Origin of the sequence: Streptomyces sp. Ru62 (genome assembly GCF_002920615.1) — a bacterium.
GTDB lineage: Bacteria > Actinomycetota > Actinomycetes > Streptomycetales > Streptomycetaceae > Streptomyces.
Genome location: NZ_PQSU01000015.1, coordinates 32830 through 52622 on the forward strand (window position 1 = coordinate 32830; position 19793 = coordinate 52622).

General features: G+C 71.3%; 15 protein-coding genes. 9 read left to right on the plus strand and 6 right to left on the minus strand.

Going from position 1 to position 19793, the window contains the following annotated elements:
• Positions 1-80: 80 nt before the first annotated feature.
• Positions 81-962 (minus strand): succinate--CoA ligase subunit alpha, encoded by an 882-nt coding sequence (gene sucD / locus C3492_RS21215; protein WP_103813338.1) that lies wholly within the window; start codon positions 960-962, stop codon positions 81-83.
• Positions 963-973: 11 nt separating this feature from the next.
• Complete coding sequence (sucC, locus tag C3492_RS21220; protein ID WP_103813339.1) at positions 974-2104, minus strand: ADP-forming succinate--CoA ligase subunit beta; 1131 nt, start codon at positions 2102-2104, stop codon at positions 974-976.
• 262 nt (positions 2105-2366) lie between these two features.
• Here sucC and C3492_RS21225 point away from each other — a divergent pair, with 262 nt between their 5' ends.
• The 5 genes from C3492_RS21225 to C3492_RS21245 all read left to right on the plus strand — a co-directional run bounded on the left by C3492_RS21225 (position 2367) and on the right by C3492_RS21245 (position 10355).
• Positions 2367-4049, plus strand: coding sequence for a thiamine pyrophosphate-binding protein (locus tag C3492_RS21225; RefSeq protein WP_103813340.1), 1683 nt, complete (start codon positions 2367-2369; stop codon positions 4047-4049).
• A 10-nt stretch (positions 4050-4059) separates the two neighbouring features.
• Positions 4060-5301 carry a formyl-CoA transferase gene (gene frc, locus C3492_RS21230; protein WP_103813491.1) on the plus strand — a complete coding sequence of 414 codons (1242 nt, stop codon included), beginning with the start codon at positions 4060-4062 and terminating at the stop codon, positions 5299-5301.
• A 4-nt stretch (positions 5302-5305) separates the two neighbouring features.
• Positions 5306-7450, plus strand: coding sequence for an acetate--CoA ligase family protein (locus C3492_RS21235; protein ID WP_103813492.1), 2145 nt, complete (start codon positions 5306-5308; stop codon positions 7448-7450).
• A 116-nt stretch (positions 7451-7566) separates the two neighbouring features.
• Positions 7567-8955, plus strand: coding sequence for an OFA family MFS transporter (locus C3492_RS21240; RefSeq protein WP_103813341.1), 1389 nt, complete (start codon positions 7567-7569; stop codon positions 8953-8955).
• A gap of 2 nt (positions 8956-8957) precedes the next feature.
• Positions 8958-10355, plus strand: coding sequence for an OFA family MFS transporter (locus tag C3492_RS21245; protein ID WP_181140477.1), 1398 nt, complete (start codon positions 8958-8960; stop codon positions 10353-10355).
• Positions 10356-10544: 189 nt separating this feature from the next.
• Here the strand turns inward: C3492_RS21245 and C3492_RS21250 are convergent, their stop codons facing one another.
• The 4 genes from C3492_RS21250 to C3492_RS21260 all read right to left on the minus strand — a co-directional run bounded on the left by C3492_RS21250 (position 10545) and on the right by C3492_RS21260 (position 13925).
• The gene (locus C3492_RS21250) at positions 10545-11222 is read right to left on the minus strand and encodes a GntR family transcriptional regulator (RefSeq protein WP_103813342.1); all 678 of its coding nucleotides are present in this window, start codon (positions 11220-11222) and stop codon (positions 10545-10547) included.
• A gap of 186 nt (positions 11223-11408) precedes the next feature.
• Positions 11409-12356, minus strand: coding sequence for a beta-ketoacyl-ACP synthase III (locus tag C3492_RS21255; protein WP_103813343.1), 948 nt, complete (start codon positions 12354-12356; stop codon positions 11409-11411).
• A gap of 137 nt (positions 12357-12493) precedes the next feature.
• A complete protein-coding gene (locus C3492_RS45900) occupies positions 12494-12622 on the minus strand; it encodes a hypothetical protein (RefSeq protein ID WP_258055802.1) in 129 nt (42 codons plus the stop codon).
• Complete coding sequence (locus C3492_RS21260; RefSeq protein ID WP_103813344.1) at positions 12597-13925, minus strand: OFA family MFS transporter; 1329 nt, start codon at positions 13923-13925, stop codon at positions 12597-12599. Before C3492_RS21260 ends, C3492_RS45900 begins: the two co-directional genes overlap by 26 nt.
• A gap of 290 nt (positions 13926-14215) precedes the next feature.
• Here C3492_RS21260 and C3492_RS21265 point away from each other — a divergent pair, with 290 nt between their 5' ends.
• From C3492_RS21265 to C3492_RS21280, 4 genes are read left to right on the plus strand one after another with little or no spacing between them, the layout of a single operon-like run.
• Complete coding sequence (locus tag C3492_RS21265; RefSeq protein ID WP_103813345.1) at positions 14216-15187, plus strand: 2-dehydropantoate 2-reductase; 972 nt, start codon at positions 14216-14218, stop codon at positions 15185-15187.
• Positions 15184-17103, plus strand: coding sequence for a molybdopterin oxidoreductase family protein (locus tag C3492_RS21270; protein ID WP_103813346.1), 1920 nt, complete (start codon positions 15184-15186; stop codon positions 17101-17103). Before C3492_RS21265 ends, C3492_RS21270 begins: the two co-directional genes overlap by 4 nt.
• Before the next feature lie 7 nt (positions 17104-17110).
• Positions 17111-18934, plus strand: a complete 1824-nt coding sequence (locus tag C3492_RS21275) for an NADH-ubiquinone oxidoreductase-F iron-sulfur binding region domain-containing protein (RefSeq protein ID WP_103813347.1) — start codon at positions 17111-17113, stop codon at positions 18932-18934.
• Positions 18931-19791, plus strand: coding sequence for a 2Fe-2S iron-sulfur cluster-binding protein (locus C3492_RS21280; RefSeq protein ID WP_103813348.1), 861 nt, complete (start codon positions 18931-18933; stop codon positions 19789-19791). The genes C3492_RS21275 and C3492_RS21280 overlap by 4 nt, the downstream gene beginning before the upstream one ends.
• The last annotated feature ends 2 nt before the right edge of the window (positions 19792-19793 follow it).

Sequence of the window (19793 nt, forward strand, 5' to 3'; positions counted from 1 at the left end):
CGCTCGGCGGTGATGGAGGGTGGGGGAGGTACCTGCCGCTTCTCTCGGGAGGCGGCGGTGCGGGAAGCACGCGCCTCGGCTCAGCCCTGCCGCAACACCTCCAGCACCACCCGGGCCGTCTCCGTGGGGGTGCGGCCCACCCGTACCCCGGCCGCCTCCAGGGCCTCCTGCTTGGCGCGGGCGGTGCCGGTGGAGCCGGAGACGATGGCGCCGGCGTGGCCCATGGTGCGGCCCTCGGGCGCGGTGAACCCGGCGATGTAGCCGACGACGGGCTTGGTGACGTGGTCGCGGATGTAGGCGGCGGCCCGTTCCTCCGCGTCGCCGCCGATCTCCCCGATCAGGACGATCAGTTCGGTGTCGGGGTCGTCCTGGAACGCGGCCAGGCAGTCGATGTGACTGGTGCCGACGACGGGGTCACCGCCGATGCCGACGCAGGTGGAGAAGCCGGTGTCGCGCAGCTCGTACATGAGCTGGTAGGTCAGGGTGCCCGATTTGGAGACCAGGCCGATACGGCCGGGCTTGGTGATGTCGGCGGGGATGATGCCCGCGTTCGACTGACCCGGGGAGATCAGGCCGGGGCAGTTGGGTCCGATGATCCGCGTGCCCCGCTGCCGCGCGTACGCGGTGAAGGCGACGGTGTCGTGGACCGGGATGCCCTCGGTGATGACGACGGCCAGCGGGATCCGGGCGTCGGCGGCCTCGGTCACGGCCGCCTTGGCGAAGGCGGGCGGCACGAAGACGACGCTGACGTCGGCGCCGGTCGCGCGCATGCCGTCGGCGACCGAGCCGAAGACGGGCAGCGGGTGCCCGTCGACGTCGACGGTACGGCCGGCCTTGCGCGGGTTGACCCCGCCGACGACGTTCGTGCCGGCCGCCAGCATGCGCCGGGTGTGCTTCATGCCCTCGGCGCCGGTCATGCCCTGGACGAGGATCTTGCTCTCCGTGGTGAGGTGGATGGCCATGTCCGGGCTCCTCAGGCGGTGTGGGCGAGTTCGGCGGCCCGGCGGGCGGCGCCGTCCATGGTGGCGACCTGTTCGACCAGCGGATGGGCGCGTGCGTCGAGGATCGCCCGGCCGCGCGCGGCGTTGTTGCCGTCGAGGCGCACGACGAGCGGCTTGGTGGGCCGGAGGCGGTCGACGGCCGCCAGGATGCCGTCGGCGACGGTGTCGCAGGCGGTGATCCCGCCGAAGACGTTGACGAGGACGCTCCGCACGGCGGGGTCGGCGAGCACCACGGAGAGCGCGTCGGCCATGACCTCCGCCGAGGCCCCGCCGCCGATGTCGAGGAAGTCGGCGGGGCGGGCGCCGCAGCCGGCGACCACGTCCAGGGTCGACATGACCAGGCCGGCGCCGTTGCCGATGATCCCGACCTCGCCGTCGAGCTTGACGTAGTTGATCCCGCGGGTGGCCGCCTCGGTCTCCAGCGGGTCCCGGTCCTCCGCGTCCTCGGCGCCCCAACGGGTCTGCCGGAAGCGGGCGTTGTCGTCCAGGGTGACCTTGCCGTCGAGGGCGAGGATGTGCCCCTGGGCGGCGCGCACCAGCGGGTTGACCTCGACGAGCAGGGCGTCCTCGGCGACCAGCACCTGCCACAGCCGGACGAGGACGTCGGCGGTCCGCGGCGGCAGCCCGGCGGCGCTCGCGATCTCGCCGGCCTTGGCGGAGGTGACGCCCTCGGCCCGGTCGACCGGGATGCGGGCCACGGCCTGCGGGTGGTTCGCCGCCACCTCCTCGATGTCCACCCCGCCCCGCGCGGACGCGATGGCGAGGAAGCCGCCGGCCGCGCGGTCCAGGACGTAGGAGACGTAGAACTCCTCGGCGATGTCGACCGGTTCGGCCAGCATCAGGGTGCGGACCCGATGGCCGTTGATGTCCCTGCCGAGGATCTGCCGGGCCGTCAGTTCGGCGGCGCCCGGGTCGGCGACGAGCCGGACTCCGCCCGCCTTGCCGCGCCCGCCCGTCTTCACCTGTGCCTTGACCACGGCCCGGCCGCCGAGCCGCCGGGCGATCTCCCGCGCCTCCTTGGGTGACTGGGTGATCTCGGCCCGCGGCACCGGGATGCCGTGGTCCTGGAAGAGCTGTCGTGCCTGGTGTTCGTACAGGTCCATGCCGGCTCCTGTCTGCGGGGATCATCGCGCGTGCTCCGGTGACTGGATTCGCCCGGACACCGATGACCGAAAACTGTGTACGCCCCCTGGACACCACCCACTGGATGCGGGATAACAAGCTTCATACAGTATTCGTCGACTGTATGCAATCTACTGCATACAGCCTGCCGCTGTACGTATCGCTGCATCGCCGTACGTCCGCTGTACGCACCCCCTGCCCCGCGAGCCGCACAAACTCCTACGAAAGGGACGGGACTTCGCCATGCCCGACGACACCCAGGACGTGATCTCCGGTGGCCATCTCGTTGCCAAGGCGCTGAAGGCCGAAGGCGTCGACCGCATCTACACCCTGTGCGGCGGCCACATCATCGACATCTACGACGGCTGCGTGGACGAGGGAATAGAAGTCGTCGACGTCCGCCACGAGCAGGTCGCCGCGCACGCCGCCGACGGCTACGCCCGTATCACCGGCAAGCCGGGCTGCGCGGTGGTCACCGCGGGGCCCGGGACGACCGACGCCGTCACCGGGGTCGCCAACGCCTTCCGCGCCGAGTCCCCGATGCTGCTGATCGGTGGTCAGGGCGCGCTCACCCAGCACAAGATGGGGTCCCTCCAGGACCTGCCGCACGTCGACATGATGACGCCGATCACCAAGTTCGCGGCGGCGGTGCCGGACACGGCCCGCGCGGCGGACATGGTGTCGATGGCCTTCCGCGAGTGCTACCACGGCGCACCCGGCCCCTCCTTCCTGGAGATCCCCCGGGACGTCCTCGACGCGAAGGTGCCGGTCGCCAAGGCCCGGGTGCCGCGGCCCGGCGCCTACCGGGCCTCGACCCGCTCGGCCGGTGACCCGGAGGCCATCGAGAAGCTCGCCGACCTGCTCGTCCACGCCGAGAAGCCGGCGATCCTGCTGGGCAGCCAGGTGTGGACGACCCGGGGCACCGAGGCCGCGATCGAGCTGGTGCGCACCCTGAACGTCCCGGCGTACATGAACGGCGCCGGACGCGGCACGCTCCCGCCGGGCGACCCGCACCACTTCCAGCTCTCCCGCCGGTACGCCTTCTCCAACGCCGACGTCATCGTCATCGTCGGCACGCCGTTCGACTTCCGCATGGGCTACGGCAAACGCCTCTCCCCCACTGCCACGGTCGTGCAGATCGACCTCGACTACCGCACCGTCGGCAAGAACCGCGACATCGGGCTCGGCATCGTCGGCGACGCCGGCCTGGTGCTGAAGTCGGTGACGGAGGCCGCCTCCGGGCGGCTGAACGGCGGTGCGGCCCGGCGCAAGGAGTGGCTGGACGAACTGCGCGCGGCCGAGCAGACGGCGATCGAGAAGCGGCTGCCGCAGCTGCGGTCCGACGCCTCCCCGATCCACCCGTACCGGCTGGTCAGCGAGATCAACGACTTCCTGACCGAGGACTCGGTCTACATCGGCGACGGCGGCGACATCGTCACCTTCTCCGGACAGGTCGTCCAGCCCAAGTCGCCCGGCCACTGGATGGACCCGGGCCCCCTCGGCACCCTCGGCGTCGGCATCCCCTTCGTGCTCGCCGCCAAGCAGGCCCGCCCCGACAAGGAGGTGGTCGCCCTCTTCGGGGACGGCGCCTTCTCCCTCACCGGCTGGGACTTCGAGACCCTGGTCCGCTACGACCTGCCGTTCGTCGGGATCGTCGGCAACAACTCCTCGATGAACCAGATCCGCTACGGGCAGGCCGCCAAGTACGGCAAGGACCGCGAACGGGTCGGCAACACCCTCGGCGACGTCCCGTACGACAAGTTCGCGCAGATCCTCGGCGGCCACGGCGAGGAGGTCCGCGACCCCGCCGACATCGGCCCCGCCCTGCGCCGGGCCCGCGAGTCCGGCAAGCCGTCGCTGATCAACGTCTGGGTCGACCCGGACGCGTACGCCCCCGGAACCATGAACCAGACCATGTACAAGTGAGGTGGCCCGCATGACTGGAACGCCCACCAAGGCCCTGACCGGCATCCGCGTCCTGGACATGACCCACGTCCAGTCCGGGCCGTCCGCCACCCAGCTCCTCGCCTGGCTCGGCGCCGACGTCGTCAAGCTGGAGGCACCGAGCGGCGACATCACCCGCAAGCAGCTGCGGGACCTGCCGGACGTCGACTCCCTGTACTTCACGATGCTCAACTGCAACAAGCGGAGCATCACGCTGAACACCAAGACCGAGCGCGGCAAGCAGATCCTCACCGAGCTGATCCGGCGCTCGGACGTCATGGTCGAGAACTTCGGGCCGGGCGCGGTCGACCGGATGGGGTTCACCTGGGACCGCATCAAGGAGATCAACCCACGGATCGTCTACGCCTCCATCAAGGGGTTCGGGGACGGCCCGTACACCAACTTCAAGGCGTACGAGGTCGTCGCGCAGGCCATGGGCGGGTCGATGTCCACCACCGGTTTCGAGGACGGGCCGCCGCTGGCGACGGGGGCGCAGATCGGGGACTCGGGGACGGGTGTGCACGCCGTGGCGGGCATTCTCGCGGCGCTGTTCCAGCGCGAGCGGACCGGGCGCGGGCAGCGGGTCAACGTGGCCATGCAGCACGCGGTGCTCAACCTGTGCCGGGTGAAGCTGCGGGACCAGCAGCGCCTGGCGCACGGGCCGCTCGCCGAGTACCCCAACGAGGACTTCGGCGAGGAGGTCCCCCGCTCGGGGAACGCGTCCGGCGGCGGTCAGCCGGGCTGGGCGGTCCGGTGCGCGCCGGGCGGCCCGAACGACTACGTGTACGTCATCGTCCAGCCCGTCGGCTGGAAGCCGATCACCGAACTCATCGGCCGGCCCGAACTCGCCGAGGACCCCGAGTGGGCGACCCCGGAGGCCCGGCTGCCGAAGCTGAACAAGATGTTCCAGCTGATCGAGGAGTGGTCGGCGACGCTCCCCAAGTGGGAGGTGCTGGAGCGGCTGAACGCGCACAACATCCCGTGCGGCCCGATCCTGTCCACCAAGGAGATCATCGAGGACGCCTCGCTCGCCGCCAACGAGATGGTGGTCCGCGTCCCGCACCCCGAGCGCGGCGAGTTCGTGACCGTCGGCAGCCCGCTCAAGCTCTCCGACTCCCCCGTGGAGGTGACCGGCTCCCCCCTCCTCGGCGAGCACAACGAAGAGGTCTACGTCGGCGAACTGGGCCTCGGCGACGAGGAACTGCGCCTGCTGAAGTCGAACGGGGTGATCTGACGTGATGGCCGAGGACCGGGTACTGCGGGTGCGGTCCCTGCTGGAGTCGGTGCGGGCCGAGGGCCGTACAGCGCTGACCGCGCCCGAGGGCCGGGTGGTCGCCGAGGCGTACGGGATCGCCGTACCGGGCGAGGAGCTGGCGACGGACGTGGACGAGGCGGTGGCCGCGGCGGCGCGTCTCGGCGGGCCGGTGGTGATGAAGATCGTCTCGCCGGACATCCTGCACAAGACCGAGGCCGGCGGGGTCGTCGTCGGGGTGGAGGGCGCGGCCAGCGTACGCGCCGCGTTCCACCGGATCGTGGAGAACGCGCGTGCCTACGACGCCGGGGCCCGGATCGAGGGCGTGCTGGTGCAGGAGTTGCTGCCGGCGGGCCAGGAGGTCATCGTCGGGGCGGTCACCGATCCGACCTTCGGGAAGGTGGTGGCGTTCGGGCTCGGCGGCGTGCTGGTGGAGGTGCTGAAGGACGTCACGTTCCGTCTCGCGCCGGTCTCCGCCGACGAGGCGCTGTCGATGCTCGACTCCATCCGGTCGGCGGAGATCCTGCGCGGCGTCCGCGGCCAGGCCGGGGTGGACCGGTGGGCGGTGGCCGAGCAGATCCGGCGGGTGTCCCAACTCGTCGCGGACTTCCCGGAGATCGCCGAGGTGGACCTCAACCCGGTGATCGCGACGGCGACGGGAGCGGTCGCCGCCGACATCCGGATCCTCCTCGCCGAGCGGCAGCCGGCAGCGCGCAGGAGGTACTCGCGCGAGGAGATCCTCGCGTCCATGCGGCGGCTGATGCAGCCCTCCTCCGTCGCCGTGATCGGCGCCTCCAACGAGCCCGGCAAGATCGGGAACTCGGTGATGCGCAACCTGGTCGACGGCGGCTTCGCCGGGGACATCCACCCGGTGAACCCCAAGGCCGACGACATCCTGGGCCGCAAGGCGTACAAGAGCGTCACGGACGTGCCCGGCGAGGTGGACGTGGCCGTCTTCGCCATCCCCGCACGGTTCGTCGCCGCGGCCCTGGAGGAGGTGGGGCGCAAGGGCGTCCCCAACGCCGTCCTGATCCCCTCCGGCTTCGCGGAGACCGGCGAGCACGAGCTCCAGGCGGAGATCGTGGCGATCGCCGAGCGGCACGGCGTCCGCCTCCTCGGCCCGAACATCTACGGCTACTACTCCACCTGGCAGGACCTGTGCGCCACGTTCTGCACGCCGTACGACGTCAAGGGCGGGGTGGCGCTGACCTCGCAGTCCGGTGGCATCGGCATGGCCATCCTCGGTTTCGCCCGCACCACGAAGACGGGTGTGTCGGCGATCGTCGGCCTCGGCAACAAGTCGGACCTGGACGAGGACGACCTGCTGACCTGGTTCGGCGAGGACCCGCACACCGAGTGCATCGCGATGCACCTCGAAGACCTCAAGGACGGGCGGGCGTTCGTGGAGGCGGCCCGCGCGACCGTGCCGAAGAAGCCGGTCGTGGTGCTGAAGGCGGGCCGTACGGCGGCGGGCGCCAAGGCGGCCGGTTCGCACACCGGCGCGCTCGCGGGCGACGACGCGGTGTACGACGACATCCTCCGCCAGGCCGGCGTCATCCGGGCGCCGGGCCTGAACGACATGCTGGAGTACGCGCGCGCGTTGCCGGTGCTGCCCACCCCGCGGGGCGACAACGTCGTGATCATCACCGGCGCGGGCGGCAGCGGTGTGCTGCTCTCGGACGCGGTGACGGACAACGGGCTGTCCCTGATGGAGATCCCGCCCGACCTGGACGAGGCGTTCCGCCGGTTCATCCCGCCGTTCGGCGCGGCCGGCAACCCGGTGGACATCACCGGGGGCGAGCCGCCGTCGACGTACGAGGCGACGATCCGGCTGGGTCTGGAGGATCCGCGCATCCACGCCCTGGTGCTCGGCTACTGGCACACGATCGTCACCCCGCCGATGGTGTTCGCCGAACTCACCGCGCGGGTGGTCGCCGAGTTCCGGGAGCGGGGTGTCGAGAAGCCGGTCGTGGCGTCGCTCGCCGGTGACGTCGAGGTCGAGGAGGCCTGCCAGTACCTGTTCGAGCGGGGGGTCGTGGCGTATCCGTACACGACCGAGAAGCCGGTGGCGGTGCTCGGCGCGAAGTACCGGTGGGCGCGGGCGGCGGGAACGTTGGGGGGCGGTTCATGAGCTGAGCGGAACGGGGCCGGCCCGCGGTGCGCGCCGGCCGGCCCCGGGACCCGTCTGCGCACGAAAGGCATGGGACAGGGGGCGCTGGCCAGAACTTTCGACGCAAGGGGTGAGCGATGAGAACGACCGACTACTCGACGTCCGTGCCGTACCGCGAAGTGACGGACCGGAACGGGCGCGTGTACCGGGTCGGCGAGTCCGACATCGACATCATGGGCCGCAGGCGCACCTGGATGGTCGTCCTGCCCTGGGTGGGCATGATGGGCATCAGCTCCGCCGAGTACGCGTTCACGTCGGCGGAGGACACGCTCCACGAGGCGCATCTGTGGAGCAACGGGCACATCTTCTGGCTGATGGGCGTCTGGGTGTTCTTCCAGGCGGCCGTGGCCTTCCCGGCGGGGCAGCTGCGGGAGAGCGGCCGGCTGCCCGCCCGTACGGCGATGCTGCTCGGCGCGGTCGGCACGCTGCTGGGCTATCTGTCACTGGCGTACGCGCCGCATGTCGCCGTCGCCTACCTCGGCTTCGGCATGTGCAGTGGCATCGGCGCCGGCCTGGTCTACGCGACCTGCGTGAACATGGTCGGCAAGTGGTATCCGGAGCGCAAGGGCGGCAAGACCGGCTTCGTCAACGGCGGCTTCGCCTACGGCTCGGTGCCGTTCGTGTTCCTGTTCACGTCGTACATGGACCTGGGCAACTACCGGAACGTGCTGGTCACGGTCGGCATCGGACTGTGCCTGGTGGTGGCGTCGGCCGGCTGGTTCTTCAAGGACCCGCCGAAGAACTGGTGGCCCGCGCACGTCGACCCGCTCATGGTGACCCACGACCCGAAGATCCGGCGGGCGCTGGAGAAGAACCCGCCGGCGGTGAAGCAGTACACCCCGAAGGAGGCGGCCCGTACCCCTGTTCTGTGGATGATGTGGTTCTGTCTGCTGTGCACGGCCGGGATCAATATCTTCGGCATCGCCTTCCAGGTGCCGTTCGGCAAGGACATGGGCTTCGCGGGCGGGATCGTGGCGACGGCGATGTCCCTGAAGGCCATCGTCAACGGCACCGGGCGCGGGGTCATCGGCTGGATATCCGACCGCTACGGGCGTCGCCATACGCTGATCATCGTGTGCGTCGTGCTCGGCTCGGCGCAGTTCGGTGTGCTGGTGTCCGGCCAGATGGGCAGCATGCCGTTCTTCCTGCTGTGCTCCATGGTCTCCGGTTTCGGCGGCGGGGCGATCTTCCCGCTGTTCGCGGCCATGACGGCGGACTACTTCGGCGAGAACAACAACGCCTCCAACTACGGGATGGTCTACAGCTCCAAGCTCGTCTCCGGGCTCGTCGGTTCGGGCCTGGGCGCGGTCGTCGTCGACGCGTGGGACTACCACGGCGCGTTCGTCCTCGCGGGCTCCGTCGGGCTGGCCTCCGCGGTGCTGGCGCTCTTCCTGAAGGCCCCGGGCAGGCCGAAGGCCCGGCGCATCGTCCCCAACCCGCACCCCCTCGGTGAGGAGATGGCATAAGCATGACGGCAGATCCACTCTCGGCCGACCTGCACGCCGCACCACGTCCCTATCGCGAGGTGACCGACTCGAACGGCCGCGTCTACCGCGTGGGCGAGACCGACCGGGACATCCTCGGCCACTCCCGCAAGCTCATGGTCTACCTGCCGTGGATCGCCATGATGGCGATCAGCGTCTTCGAGTACGCGTACGGCTCCGCGGAGGACACCCTCTCGCACGCGCACGGCTGGACCCAGTCCAACACCTTCTGGATCCTCAGCGTCTGGGTGTTCTTCCAGGCCGGCATCGCCTTCCCGGCGGGCTGGCTGCGCGAGAAGGGCGTCCTGACCGCCCGCCGTGCGATGTACGCGGGCTCCGGCCTGTGCCTGGTCGGGTTCCTGGCCCTGTCGCACCTGGACGACGTGTGGCTGGCGATCCTCGGCTTCGGCGTGGTCGGCGGCATCGGCGCCGGGCTGGTGTACGCGACCTGCATCAACATGGTCGGCAAATGGTTCCCCGAACGGCGCGGCGCCCGCACGGGCTTCGTCAACGGCGGCTTCGCGTACGGCTCGCTGCCGTTCATCTTCATCTTCAACTACGCCTTCGACACGGAGAACTACCACCGGGTCCTGGACCTCATCGGCGTCTACGTGATGATCGTCGTGTTCGCCTCGGCGTTCTTCTTCAAGGACCCGCCGAAGAACTGGTGGCCGGCGGACATCGACCCGCTCTCCTTCTCCGGCGACAGCAAGAACGCCCGGTCGCTGGCGAAGAACCCGCCCGCCGTACGGCAGTTCACACCCAAGGAGGCCATCCGCACCGGGATGCTGCCCCTGATGTGGATCTCCATCGTGATGACCGCCGGCGTGTCGATCTTCGGGATCTCCTTCCAGGTCGACTTCGCCAAGGAGGTGGGCTTCGGCCCGCTGGTCGCGGCGTCCTCGATGGGCGTGATGGCGGTCATCAACGGCATCGGCCGCGGTGTCGTGGGCTGGCTGTCGGACCACTGGGGGCGCAAGACGACGCTGGTCTTCGTCATCGTCGTCCTCGGACTCGCCCAGTTCGGCGTCATCTGGGCCGGTGACGTCAGGAGCGAGTGGCTGTTCCTGTTCTTCGCCTTCCTCTCCGGCTTCGGCGGCGGCGCGTTCTACCCGATGTTCGCCGCGCTGACCCCGGACTACTTCGGCGAGAACTACAACGCCACCAACTACGGCCTCGTGTACAGCGGGAAGCTGGTCAGCGGCCTGTTCGGCGGCGGCCTCGGCTCGATGGTGGTCGGCGCCTGGGGCTACAACGGCGCCTACGCGCTGGCCGGCGGTGTCTCGATGGTGGCGGCGGCGCTCGCACTCCTGCTGCGCCAGCCGGGCCGCACCGCCGGCGGCGAGCCGGTACCGGCCGCGAAGCCGCACCCGGCCACCTGACCGCCGGGCTCGACCGGTGTTCCCCCTCCCCGACCGGCTCGTCGGGGAGGGGGAACTCGGCGTCGGCCGGGGCGTTCCCTGTGGGGTGGTGCCGGCTCACCCCCGGCCCGGGCCGGTCACCCCCTCACCGCACGGCGACCGCGCGGCGGCTCACGGACGCCCCGTGCGGCGGGCCGCCCGGAGACCCGGTCAGGTCGCGTTCCGCTCGTGGTACGAGCGCCGGGTGTGCTCGGTGTGCGCGCGCATCAGCCGGGTGGCGCGCTGCTCGTCACGGGCGGCGATCGCGGTGATCAGTTCGCGGTGCTCGCGCCACGACTGCCGGCCGCGCTGCCGGGCCACCGGCGTGTAGTACCAGCGGACCCGCCGGTCCACCTGGGCGGCGAGTCCAGCGAGGACGGTGTTGCCGGCCAGCTCCATCACCTTGGCGTGGAAGGCGGCGTTGAGGGCGACCGCGCGGTCCACGTCCTCGGCCGCCACCGCCGCCTCGCCCTCGGCGCACAGCTCCTCCAGCACGGTGATGCCGGCGCTGTCCGCGTGTGCGGCGGCCAGCCGGGCGGCCTCCGCCTCCAGCAGGGTGCGGACCGTGAGGAGCTGGTCGGCCTCCTCCTCGGTCGGCTCGTGCACGAACGCGCCCTGCGCGGGCCGCAGATCGACCCACCCCTCGGTGTTCAGCCGCTGCAGGGCCTCGCGCACGGGCTGCCGCGAGACGCCGAGGTGCCCGGCGAGTTCGCTCTCCACGAGGTGCTGGCCGGGCTGCAGAGCGCGGGTGGTGATGAGTTCCAGCAGCGCCTCGTAGACGCGCTCACGCAGCGGGCCGGGCCGTTCCAGCTTGGGCACCGCCCCCTGCGGCAGTCCGGTCGACAACATCGCGGTCCCCTCCTGAGCAGGTCTGACGCGTGGACCCTGAGACGCTCACTTCGGCTCAGTATCAATTGTCTTTCGTCTACAGTCTACGGTGCACAGTATTCAGCACCAGGCGTGCGGAAGCACGGGGCAATCCAGCCGAGTACGCCAACTGAGCCCCCTGCGGCTCGTATGGGCAACGGGCGCCCGCTAGGGGCACCGCACGACCTGACCGGCGTACGACAGATTGCCGCCGAAACCGAACAGCAGCACCGGGTCGCCCGTGCTGAGCGCTCCCCGTTCGGCCAACTTGGAGAAGGCCAGCGGGATGCTGGCGGCCGAGGTGTTGCCGGACTCGGTGACGTCGCGGGCGACCACCGCGTTGACGGCGCCCAGCTTCTCGGCCAGGGGCTCGATGATCCGCAGGTTGGCCTGGTGCAGCACGACCCCGGCGAGGTCCTCGGGCGCCACCCCGGCCTTCTCGCAGGCCTGGCGGGCGATGGCCGGCAACCGGGTGGTGGCCCAGCGGTAGACGCTCTGCCCCTCCTGGGCGAACCGCGGCGGCGTGCCCTCGATCCGCACGGCGTGCCCCATCTCGGGCACCGACCCCCACAGCACCGGCCCGATCCCGGGCTCGCGGCCCGGTCCGCACGCCTCCACCACGGCCGCCCCGGCGCCGTCGCCGACGAGGACGCAGGTGGAGCGGTCGGTCCAGTCGGTGACGTCGGACATCTTGTCGGCGCCGATGACGAGCGCCCGGGTCGCGGCGCCCGCCCGGACCGTGTGGTCGGCGGTGGCGAGGGCGTGGGTGAACCCGGCGCAGACGACGTTGACGTCCATCGCGGCCGGCCGCGGGATGCCCAGGCGGGCGGCCACCCGGGCGGCGGTGTTCGGGGAGCGGTCGATCGCGGTGGACGTGGCCACCAGCACCAGGTCGATGTCGGCGGGCGCGAGTCCGGCCGCGGCGAGGGCCTTGGCGGCGGCGTGCGCGGCCAGTTCGTCGACCGGTTCGTCGGGGCCGGCGATGTGCCGCGTCCGGATGCCCACCCGGCTGCGGATCCACGCGTCGCTGGTGTCGACCATGCCCGCCAGGTCGTCGTTGGTGAGCACCTTGGCGGGCTGGTAGTGACCGATGGCGGCGATGCGCGAGCCGTTCATGCCGGGGTATCCCCTCGTGCCGTGGGTAGCGGGATCCACAGTCTGATCAGTGACTCGCGAGTACGACGGCAGGTGAAGCCACAGGAATCGGGCGCCCGGGTTGTCGGCTTCCCTCAGCCCCCCGGACGCCCGTCCCTTCACCCTGTGAACAGCTGTGTCGCCTTCCGCACCAGCTCGTACAGGCCGTAGGCGAGGGGTGTGCCCACCCACAGCCAGGCGAAGGCGATCAGGCCCCTTCGGCTAGGCGGGCTGCTGTCGCTGGGCATCTGCGGCCTCCCTCGGGGCGGGGACGTGGTGGCGGGGGTGGACGGGACGGACGAGTTCGCCGGCGACGAAGCCGACGACGAGCAGGCCGATCATGATGCCGAACGACAGCCCGTACAGCGACGAGCCGTGTTTGCCGGCCGCCTCCTGCCGGTCGGCGATCCAGTTGACGATCAGCGGCCCGAGCACGCCGGCCGTGGACCAGGCGGTCAGCAGCCGGCCGTGGATGGCACCGACCTGGTAGGTGCCGAAGAGGTCCTTCAGATAGGCGGGGATCGTCGCGAAGCCGCCGCCGTAGAAGGACAGGATCACCAGCGCGCACAGCACGAACAGCGGTTTCGAGGTGTCCCCGAACAGCGCGATCAGCAGGTACATCAGCGCGCCGACGCCGAGGTAGACGCGGTAGATGTTCTTGCGGCCGACCCGGTCGGAGGTGGAGGACCAGCCGATGCGGCCGGCCATGTTGGCGGCCGACAGCAGCGCGACGAAGCCGGCCGCGGCCGAGGCCGACACGGGGGTGGAGCTGTCCGCGAAGAAGTCCGTGATCATCGGCGCGGCCTTCTCCAGGATGCCGATGCCGGCGGTCACGTTCATGCACAGCACGACCCACAGGCACCAGAACTGCGGGGTGCGCACGGCCTCGCGGGCCGACACCTGCACGCCGTCGACGGCGCTCGGCCCGCTCTCGACGGGCTTCTCGGTGCGCGGCACCCGGATCAGGAGGACGCCGAGGGTCATGAAGGCGGCGTACGACAGCCCGTGCACCAGGAAGGCGAGGGCGATGCCATCGTTGTCGGAGCCGAAGGATTCGAGCATCTGGGCCGACCACGGCGAGGCGATCAGGGCGCCGCCGCCGAAGCCCATGATGGCGATGCCGGTGGCCATGCCCGGCCGGTCCGGGAACCACTTGATCAGGGTGGAGACGGGCGAGATGTAGCCGATGCCGAGGCCGATCCCGCCGACGAAGCCGTAGCCGAGGACGATCAGCCAGTACTGCTCCGTCCTGGCGCCGAGGGCGGAGATCAGGAAGCCGGAGGAGAAGCAGACGAGGGCCACGGTCATCGCCCAGCGCGGGCCGTTGCGCTCGACGAGCGTGCCGCCGAACGCGGCCGACAGGCCGAGCATCACGATCGCCACCTGGAAGGGCAGCGCGCTCTGGGTGCCGTCGAGGCCCAGCGCGGATTCGAGCGGCGGCTTGAAGACGCTCCAGGCGTAGGCCTGGCCGATGGAGAGGTGGACGGAGAGGGCGGCGGGCGGGACGAGCCAGCGGCTCCAGCCCGGGGGTGCGACAGGGGGGCTGCTCATGACGCCGGACGGTAGGGCCGGGCGCGGGAGTTGAGAAGGCGACCGTCGACCGTATGCGGTGAACGGTATGCGCGCTGCGCTCAACGGTCGGCCGACGCGCGGACCCCTCAGCGGTTGTCGCGAGGACCCCGCGGCGGCCATCGCGCGCCCCCTCAACGGTCGCCGCACGAACCCTTGCTGACACCTTCTCCATACTGTAGACAATATTTCGTCGACAGGATTCAGCCGACGCGTCCGTCGGCTCCCGTCCTCACCTCCGCGGTATCCCTCAAACCGAACGGAGCGTCCCTGTGAAAGTCGCAGTCCTCGGCGCCGGTGCCATCGGCGCCTACGTCGGTGCCGCGCTCCACCGCGCCGGTGCCGACGTGCACCTCATCGCCCGTGGACCGCATCTCGCGGCCATGAGGCGGCACGGGGTACGCGTGGTCAGCCCGCGCGGTGACTTCACCGCGCACCCCCACGCCACCGACGACCCGGCCGAGGTCGGCCCGGTCGACCACGTCTTCCTGGGCCTGAAGGCCACCGCGTACGCGGCGTGCGGGCCGCTGATCGCACCCCTGCTGCACGAGCGCACCACGGTGGTGGCCGCGCAGAACGGCATCCCCTGGTGGTACTTCCACCGGCACGGCGGCCCCCACGACGGCCACCGTCTGGAGAGCGTCGACCCCGGCGGCGCCGTCAGCGCCGTCCTCGCCCCCGAACGGGCCGTCGGCTGTGTCGTCTACGCGGCGACGGAGCTCCAGGCGCCCGGCGTGGTGCGGCACGTGGAGGGCACCAGGTTCTCCCTCGGCGAGCCCGACCGCAGCGTCTCGGCGCGCTGCCGGGAGCTGAGCGGGGCCATGCAGGCCGGCGGGCTGAAGTGCCCCGTGGAACCGGACCTGCGCAACGACATCTGGCTCAAGCTGCTCGGGAACATCTCCTTCAACCCGATCAGCGCCCTGGCCCGGGCCACCATGCGGCAGATGTGCCGGCACGGCGGCACCCGCCGGGTCATCGAGACGATGATGCGCGAGACGCTCTCCGTCGCCGAGGCCCTCGGCTGCGAGGTGGGCGTCTCCATCGAGCGCCGGCTCGCGGGTGCGGAACGCGTCGGCGACCACCGCACCTCCACCCTCCAGGACCTGGAGCGCGGCAAGCCGCTGGAGCTGGACGTGCTGCTCGCCGCCGTGGTCGAACTCGCGGAGATCACCGGTGTGGAGGTGCCCACCCTGCGCACCGTGCACGCCATCTCGGACCTGCTCGCGCTGAGGAGCGCCGCATGAGGAACCGGCAACCGAAGACCTACACCCGGCTGACGCGCCCCCTGGTGCGCGACCGTCGTGACGAGCCGTTCCGGGAGGCGGGCTGGCAGGAGGCGCTGGACCGCGCCGCCCGGGGCCTGGAGCGCAACCGGGGCGCGTTCGGGATGTTCTCCTGCGCCCGCGCCACCAACGAGATGAACTACGTGGCGCAGAAGTTCGCACGCGTGGTGATGGGCACCAACAACGTCGACTCCTGCAACCGGACGTGTCACGCGCCCAGCGTGGCGGGGCTGTCGGCCGCGTTCGGCTCCGGCGGCGGCACCTCGTCGTACGAGGAGATCGAGCACACCGACGTCATCGTGATGTGGGGCTCCAACGCCCGTTTCGCGCACCCGATCTTCTTCCAGCACGTGCTGAAGGGCATCCGGAACGGCGCCCGGATGTACGCCGTCGACCCGCGCCGGACCTCCACCGCCGAGTGGGCGGAGAGCTGGCTCGGACTGAACGTCGGCACCGACATCCCGATGGCGCACGCGATCGGCCGGGAGATCATCCGCGCCGGGCTGGTGAACGAGGCGTTCGTCGGACGGGCGACCACCGGCTTCGAGGAGTACCGCAAGCTGGTCGAGCCCTGGACGCTGTCCCTGGCCGAGAAGGTGACCGGTGTACCGGCCCGCGCCATCCGCGAGCTGGCGCACGCCTACGCCCGCGCCGAGCGGGCCCAGCTGTGCTGGACCCTCGGCATCACCGAGCACCACAACGGCACCGACAACGTCCGCGCGCTGATCAACCTCTCCCTGCTCACCGGCCATGTCGGCCGCTACGGCTCCGGGCTCCAGCCGCTGCGCGGGCAGAACAACGTGCAGGGCGGCGGCGACATGGGCGCCATCCCCAACCGGCTGCCCGGCTTCCAGGACATCCTCGACCCGGGCGTCCGGCTGAAGTTCGAGTCGGCCTGGGACACCGTCATCCAGCCGCACTACGGGCTGAACCTGACGGAGATGTTCGAGGCCATGGAGGACGGCCGACTGCGCGCGGTGTACTGCGTCGGGGAGAACCCGGCCCAGTCGGAGGCCGACAGCGAGCAGGCCGTGCGCCGTCTGAAGGCCCTGGACTTCCTCGTCGTCCAGGACATCTTCCTGACGAAGACCGCCGAGCTGGCGGACGTGGTGCTGCCCGCGACCGCCGGCTGGGCGGAGACCGAGGGCACCACCACCAACAGCGAGCGGCGCGTGCAGCGGGTGCGACGGGCCGTCACCCCGCCCGGCGAGGCCCGCGAGGACATCGACATCATCTGCGAACTGGCCGCCCGGCTGGGCCACGACTGGAAGTACGCCGACGCGGAGGCCGTGTGGAACGAGCTGCGGTCGGTGTCCCCGGACCACTACGGGATGACGTACTCCCGGCTGGAGGAGCAGCAGGGCATCCAGTGGCCCTGCCCGAGCACCGAGGAGCTCGAACCACCCTTCCTGCACGGCCGGTTGTGGGAGCCGGACCCCGGGCGGCGGGGCCGGCCGGCGCCGTTCGGGCTGGTGCAGCACGACCCGCCGGTGGACCTCACCGACGAGGAGTACCCGGTCCGGCTCACCACCGGCCGGCGGCTGGACTCCTACAACACCGGTGTGCAGAGCGGCGGTTTCGCCTCCCCGCTGCGGCGCGGCGAGTACATCGAACTGTGCCCGGAGGACGCCGAGCGGTACGGGGTCGTCGTCGGCGAGGAGGTGCGGGTGTCCTCACGGCGGGGCTCGGTCGTGGCACCCGTGTGGATCGACACGGCCCTGCGCCCCGGCCTCGCCTTCATGACCATGCACTTTCCCGACGAGGTCGACACCAACCAGCTGACCATCGAGGCGAACTGCCCGATCGCGGGGACGGCGGAGTTCAAGGCGTCGGCGATCCGGATCGAGAAGCTGCCCGCAGTGACCTATGTGAGGTGACCCACCCGTGGACCTGCACTTCGGCGACAGCAAACCGACGGACGAGGAACGCGCCGCCGTGGACGCGTTGTTGGGCCCCCCGGAATCCTCCTGGGAGGGAGCCGACCGCACCGATGCCGACCTGCGGTGGGCGCGTGGCGGCCGGGCGGCCCGCGACCGGCGCGATCTGCTGCTGCCGGGGCTGCACGCCCTCAACGACCGCGTCGGCTGGATCAGCGAGGGCGGCCTCGGCTATCTGTGCCGCAGGCTGACCGTGCCGCCGGCCGAGGCGTACGGGGTGGCCACCTTCTACGCCATGTTCTCCGTCCGGCCGCGCCCCGCCACGGTGCTGCACGTCTGCACCGACCTGGCCTGCCTGGCCGCCGGTGCCGAAGAGGTGTGCGCCGGGATCGAGGCGCGGCTCGGCCCCGGCAGCGGGGTGAGCGTCGAGCGCGCCCCCTGCCTGGGCCTGTGCGAACGCGCCCCGGCCGCGCTGGCGGTCCGGGCGGGCGAGCCGGTGCGGACGGCGGTGTCGGCGCCCGCTTCCGTGACGGAGGCCGTCGACGCGGCGGGCGCGCCCGACGCGGCGCCCGAGGAGCCGCCGGCCGTGACGGCGGTGCCGCAGGCGGGTGACCCCTCGCTGACGCTGCTGCGCCGGGTGGGCGTGGTGGACCCGTCCTCGCTGGACGACTACCGGGCGCACGGCGGCTACACGGCCCTGCGCCGGGCCTTCGCGCTCGGGCCGGCCGGGGTGATCCGGGAGGTGACGGACGCGGGTCTGGTCGGGCGCGGCGGCGCCGCTTTCCCCACCGGCCGCAAGTGGCAGGCCACGGCGTCGCAGCCGGACCACCCGCACTACCTGGTGTGCAACGCCGACGAGTCGGAGCCCGGGACCTTCAAGGACCGGGTGCTGATGGAGGGCGATCCGTTCGCGCTGGTGGAGGCGATCACGATCGCGTCGTACGCGGTCTCCGCGCACCGGGCCTTCGTCTACATCCGCGGTGAGTACCCGCGGGCGGTCCGCCGGGTCCAGCACGCGATCGACCAGGCCCGGGCCCGCGGTCTGCTCGGCGAGGACATCCTCGGCCAGGGCTACCACCTGGACATCGAGATCCGGCGCGGCGCGGGTGCCTACATCTGCGGTGAGGAGACCGCCCTGTTCAACTCCATCGAGGGTCACCGCGGCGAACCCCGCAGCAAGCCGCCCTTCCCCGTGGAGAAGGGCCTGTTCGGCAAGCCGACCGCCGAGAACAACGTGGAGACGCTGGTCAACGTCCTGCCGATCCTGACCATGGGCGCCCCGGCGTACGCGGCGATCGGTACGGCGCGCTCCACCGGCCCGAAGCTGTTCTGCGTCTCCGGCAGCGTGGACCGGCCCGGGGTGTACGAGCTGCCGTTCGGCGCCACGCTCGGGGAGCTGCTGACCCTGGCCGGGGTGCGCGCGGGGCTGCGGGCGGTGCTGCTCGGCGGGGCGGCCGGCGGGTTCGTACGGCCCGACGAGCTGGACCTCCCGCTCACCTTCGAAGGCACCCGGGAGGCGGGCACCACGCTGGGCTCCGGGGTGGTGATGGCCTTCGACGACACCGTGCCGCTGCCCCGGCTGCTGCTGCGCATCGCCCGGTTCTTCCGGGAGGAGTCCTGCGGCCAGTGCGTGCCCTGCCGGGTCGGCACCGTACGGCAGGAGGAGGCGCTGCGCCGGATAGCGGACCGCACCGGCGCCGGTGCCGCGGACGACATCGCCCTGCTGCGGGAGGTCGGCCGGGCGATGCGGGACGCCTCGATCTGCGGTCTGGGACAGACCGCGTGGAACGCCGTGGAATCCGCCATCGACCGTCTGGGGGCCTACACATGACCGCGATACCGATCGGGGTGCCGCGCCGGCTGGTCGAGTTCACGCTCGACGGGCAGGAGGCCCGGGTTCCCGAGGGCGCCACCGTCCTCGACGCCTGCCGGGCCGCGGGCAAGGACGTCCCGACGCTGTGCCAGGGCGACACCCTGCGACCGAAGAACGCCTGCCGGGTGTGCGTGGTGGAGGTCGAGGGGTCGCGGACGCTGGTGCCGGCCTGCTCGCGCCGGGCCGAGCCCGGCATGGAGGTGCGCACGGACACCGAGCGGGTGCGGCACAGCCGGAAGATCGTCCTGGAGCTGCTGGCCTCCTCGGCCGACCTGTCGACGACGCCACGGGCCGCCGAGTGGATCAAGGAGTACGAGGCGAAGCCGGACCGTTTCGGCCCCGACGCGGCGCGTCTCAACGACGAGCCGAAGATCGACAACGAGCTGTACGTGCGCGACTACGCGAAGTGCATCCTCTGCTACAAGTGCGTCGACGCCTGTGGCGACCAGTGGCAGAACTCCTTCGCCATCTCGGTCGCCGGGCGTGGTTTCGACGCGCGGATCGCCGTGGAGCACGACGCGGCGCTGACCGACTCGGCCTGCGTGTTCTGCGGCAACTGCGTCGAGGTGTGCCCGACCGGGGCACTGTCCGCCAAGCGGGAGTTCGACCTGCGGGCGGCCGGCGACTGGGACGAGTCGCGGCAGACGGAGACGACCACGGTCTGCGCGTACTGCGGGGTGGGCTGCACACTCACCCTCCATGTGCAGGACAATGAGATCGTGAAGGTCACCTCACCGCACGACAACCCGGTGACCCACGGCAACCTCTGCATCAAGGGCCGTTTCGGCTACCAGCACGTACAGAACCGGGGCTGATC

What these genes read in the sequence shown, in the direction of transcription:
- sucD (WP_103813338.1), bottom strand. Translation starts at nt 962, where the DNA reads ATGGCCATCCACCTCACCACGGAGAGCAAGATCCTCGTCCAGGGCATG.
- sucC (WP_103813339.1), bottom strand. Translation starts at nt 2,104, where the DNA reads ATGGACCTGTACGAACACCAGGCACGACAGCTCTTCCAGGACCACGGC.
- C3492_RS21225 (WP_103813340.1), top strand. Translation starts at nt 2,367, where the DNA reads ATGCCCGACGACACCCAGGACGTGATCTCCGGTGGCCATCTCGTTGCC.
- frc (WP_103813491.1), top strand. Translation starts at nt 4,060, where the DNA reads ATGACTGGAACGCCCACCAAGGCCCTGACCGGCATCCGCGTCCTGGAC.
- C3492_RS21235 (WP_103813492.1), top strand. Translation starts at nt 5,306, where the DNA reads ATGGCCGAGGACCGGGTACTGCGGGTGCGGTCCCTGCTGGAGTCGGTG.
- C3492_RS21240 (WP_103813341.1), top strand. Translation starts at nt 7,567, where the DNA reads ATGAGAACGACCGACTACTCGACGTCCGTGCCGTACCGCGAAGTGACG.
- C3492_RS21245 (WP_181140477.1), top strand. Translation starts at nt 8,958, where the DNA reads ATGACGGCAGATCCACTCTCGGCCGACCTGCACGCCGCACCACGTCCC.
- C3492_RS21250 (WP_103813342.1), bottom strand. Translation starts at nt 11,222, where the DNA reads ATGTTGTCGACCGGACTGCCGCAGGGGGCGGTGCCCAAGCTGGAACGG.
- C3492_RS21255 (WP_103813343.1), bottom strand. Translation starts at nt 12,356, where the DNA reads ATGAACGGCTCGCGCATCGCCGCCATCGGTCACTACCAGCCCGCCAAG.
- C3492_RS45900 (WP_258055802.1), bottom strand. Translation starts at nt 12,622, where the DNA reads ATGCCCAGCGACAGCAGCCCGCCTAGCCGAAGGGGCCTGATCGCCTTC.
- C3492_RS21260 (WP_103813344.1), bottom strand. Translation starts at nt 13,925, where the DNA reads ATGAGCAGCCCCCCTGTCGCACCCCCGGGCTGGAGCCGCTGGCTCGTC.
- C3492_RS21270 (WP_103813346.1), top strand. Translation starts at nt 15,184, where the DNA reads ATGAGGAACCGGCAACCGAAGACCTACACCCGGCTGACGCGCCCCCTG.
- C3492_RS21280 (WP_103813348.1), top strand. Translation starts at nt 18,931, where the DNA reads ATGACCGCGATACCGATCGGGGTGCCGCGCCGGCTGGTCGAGTTCACG.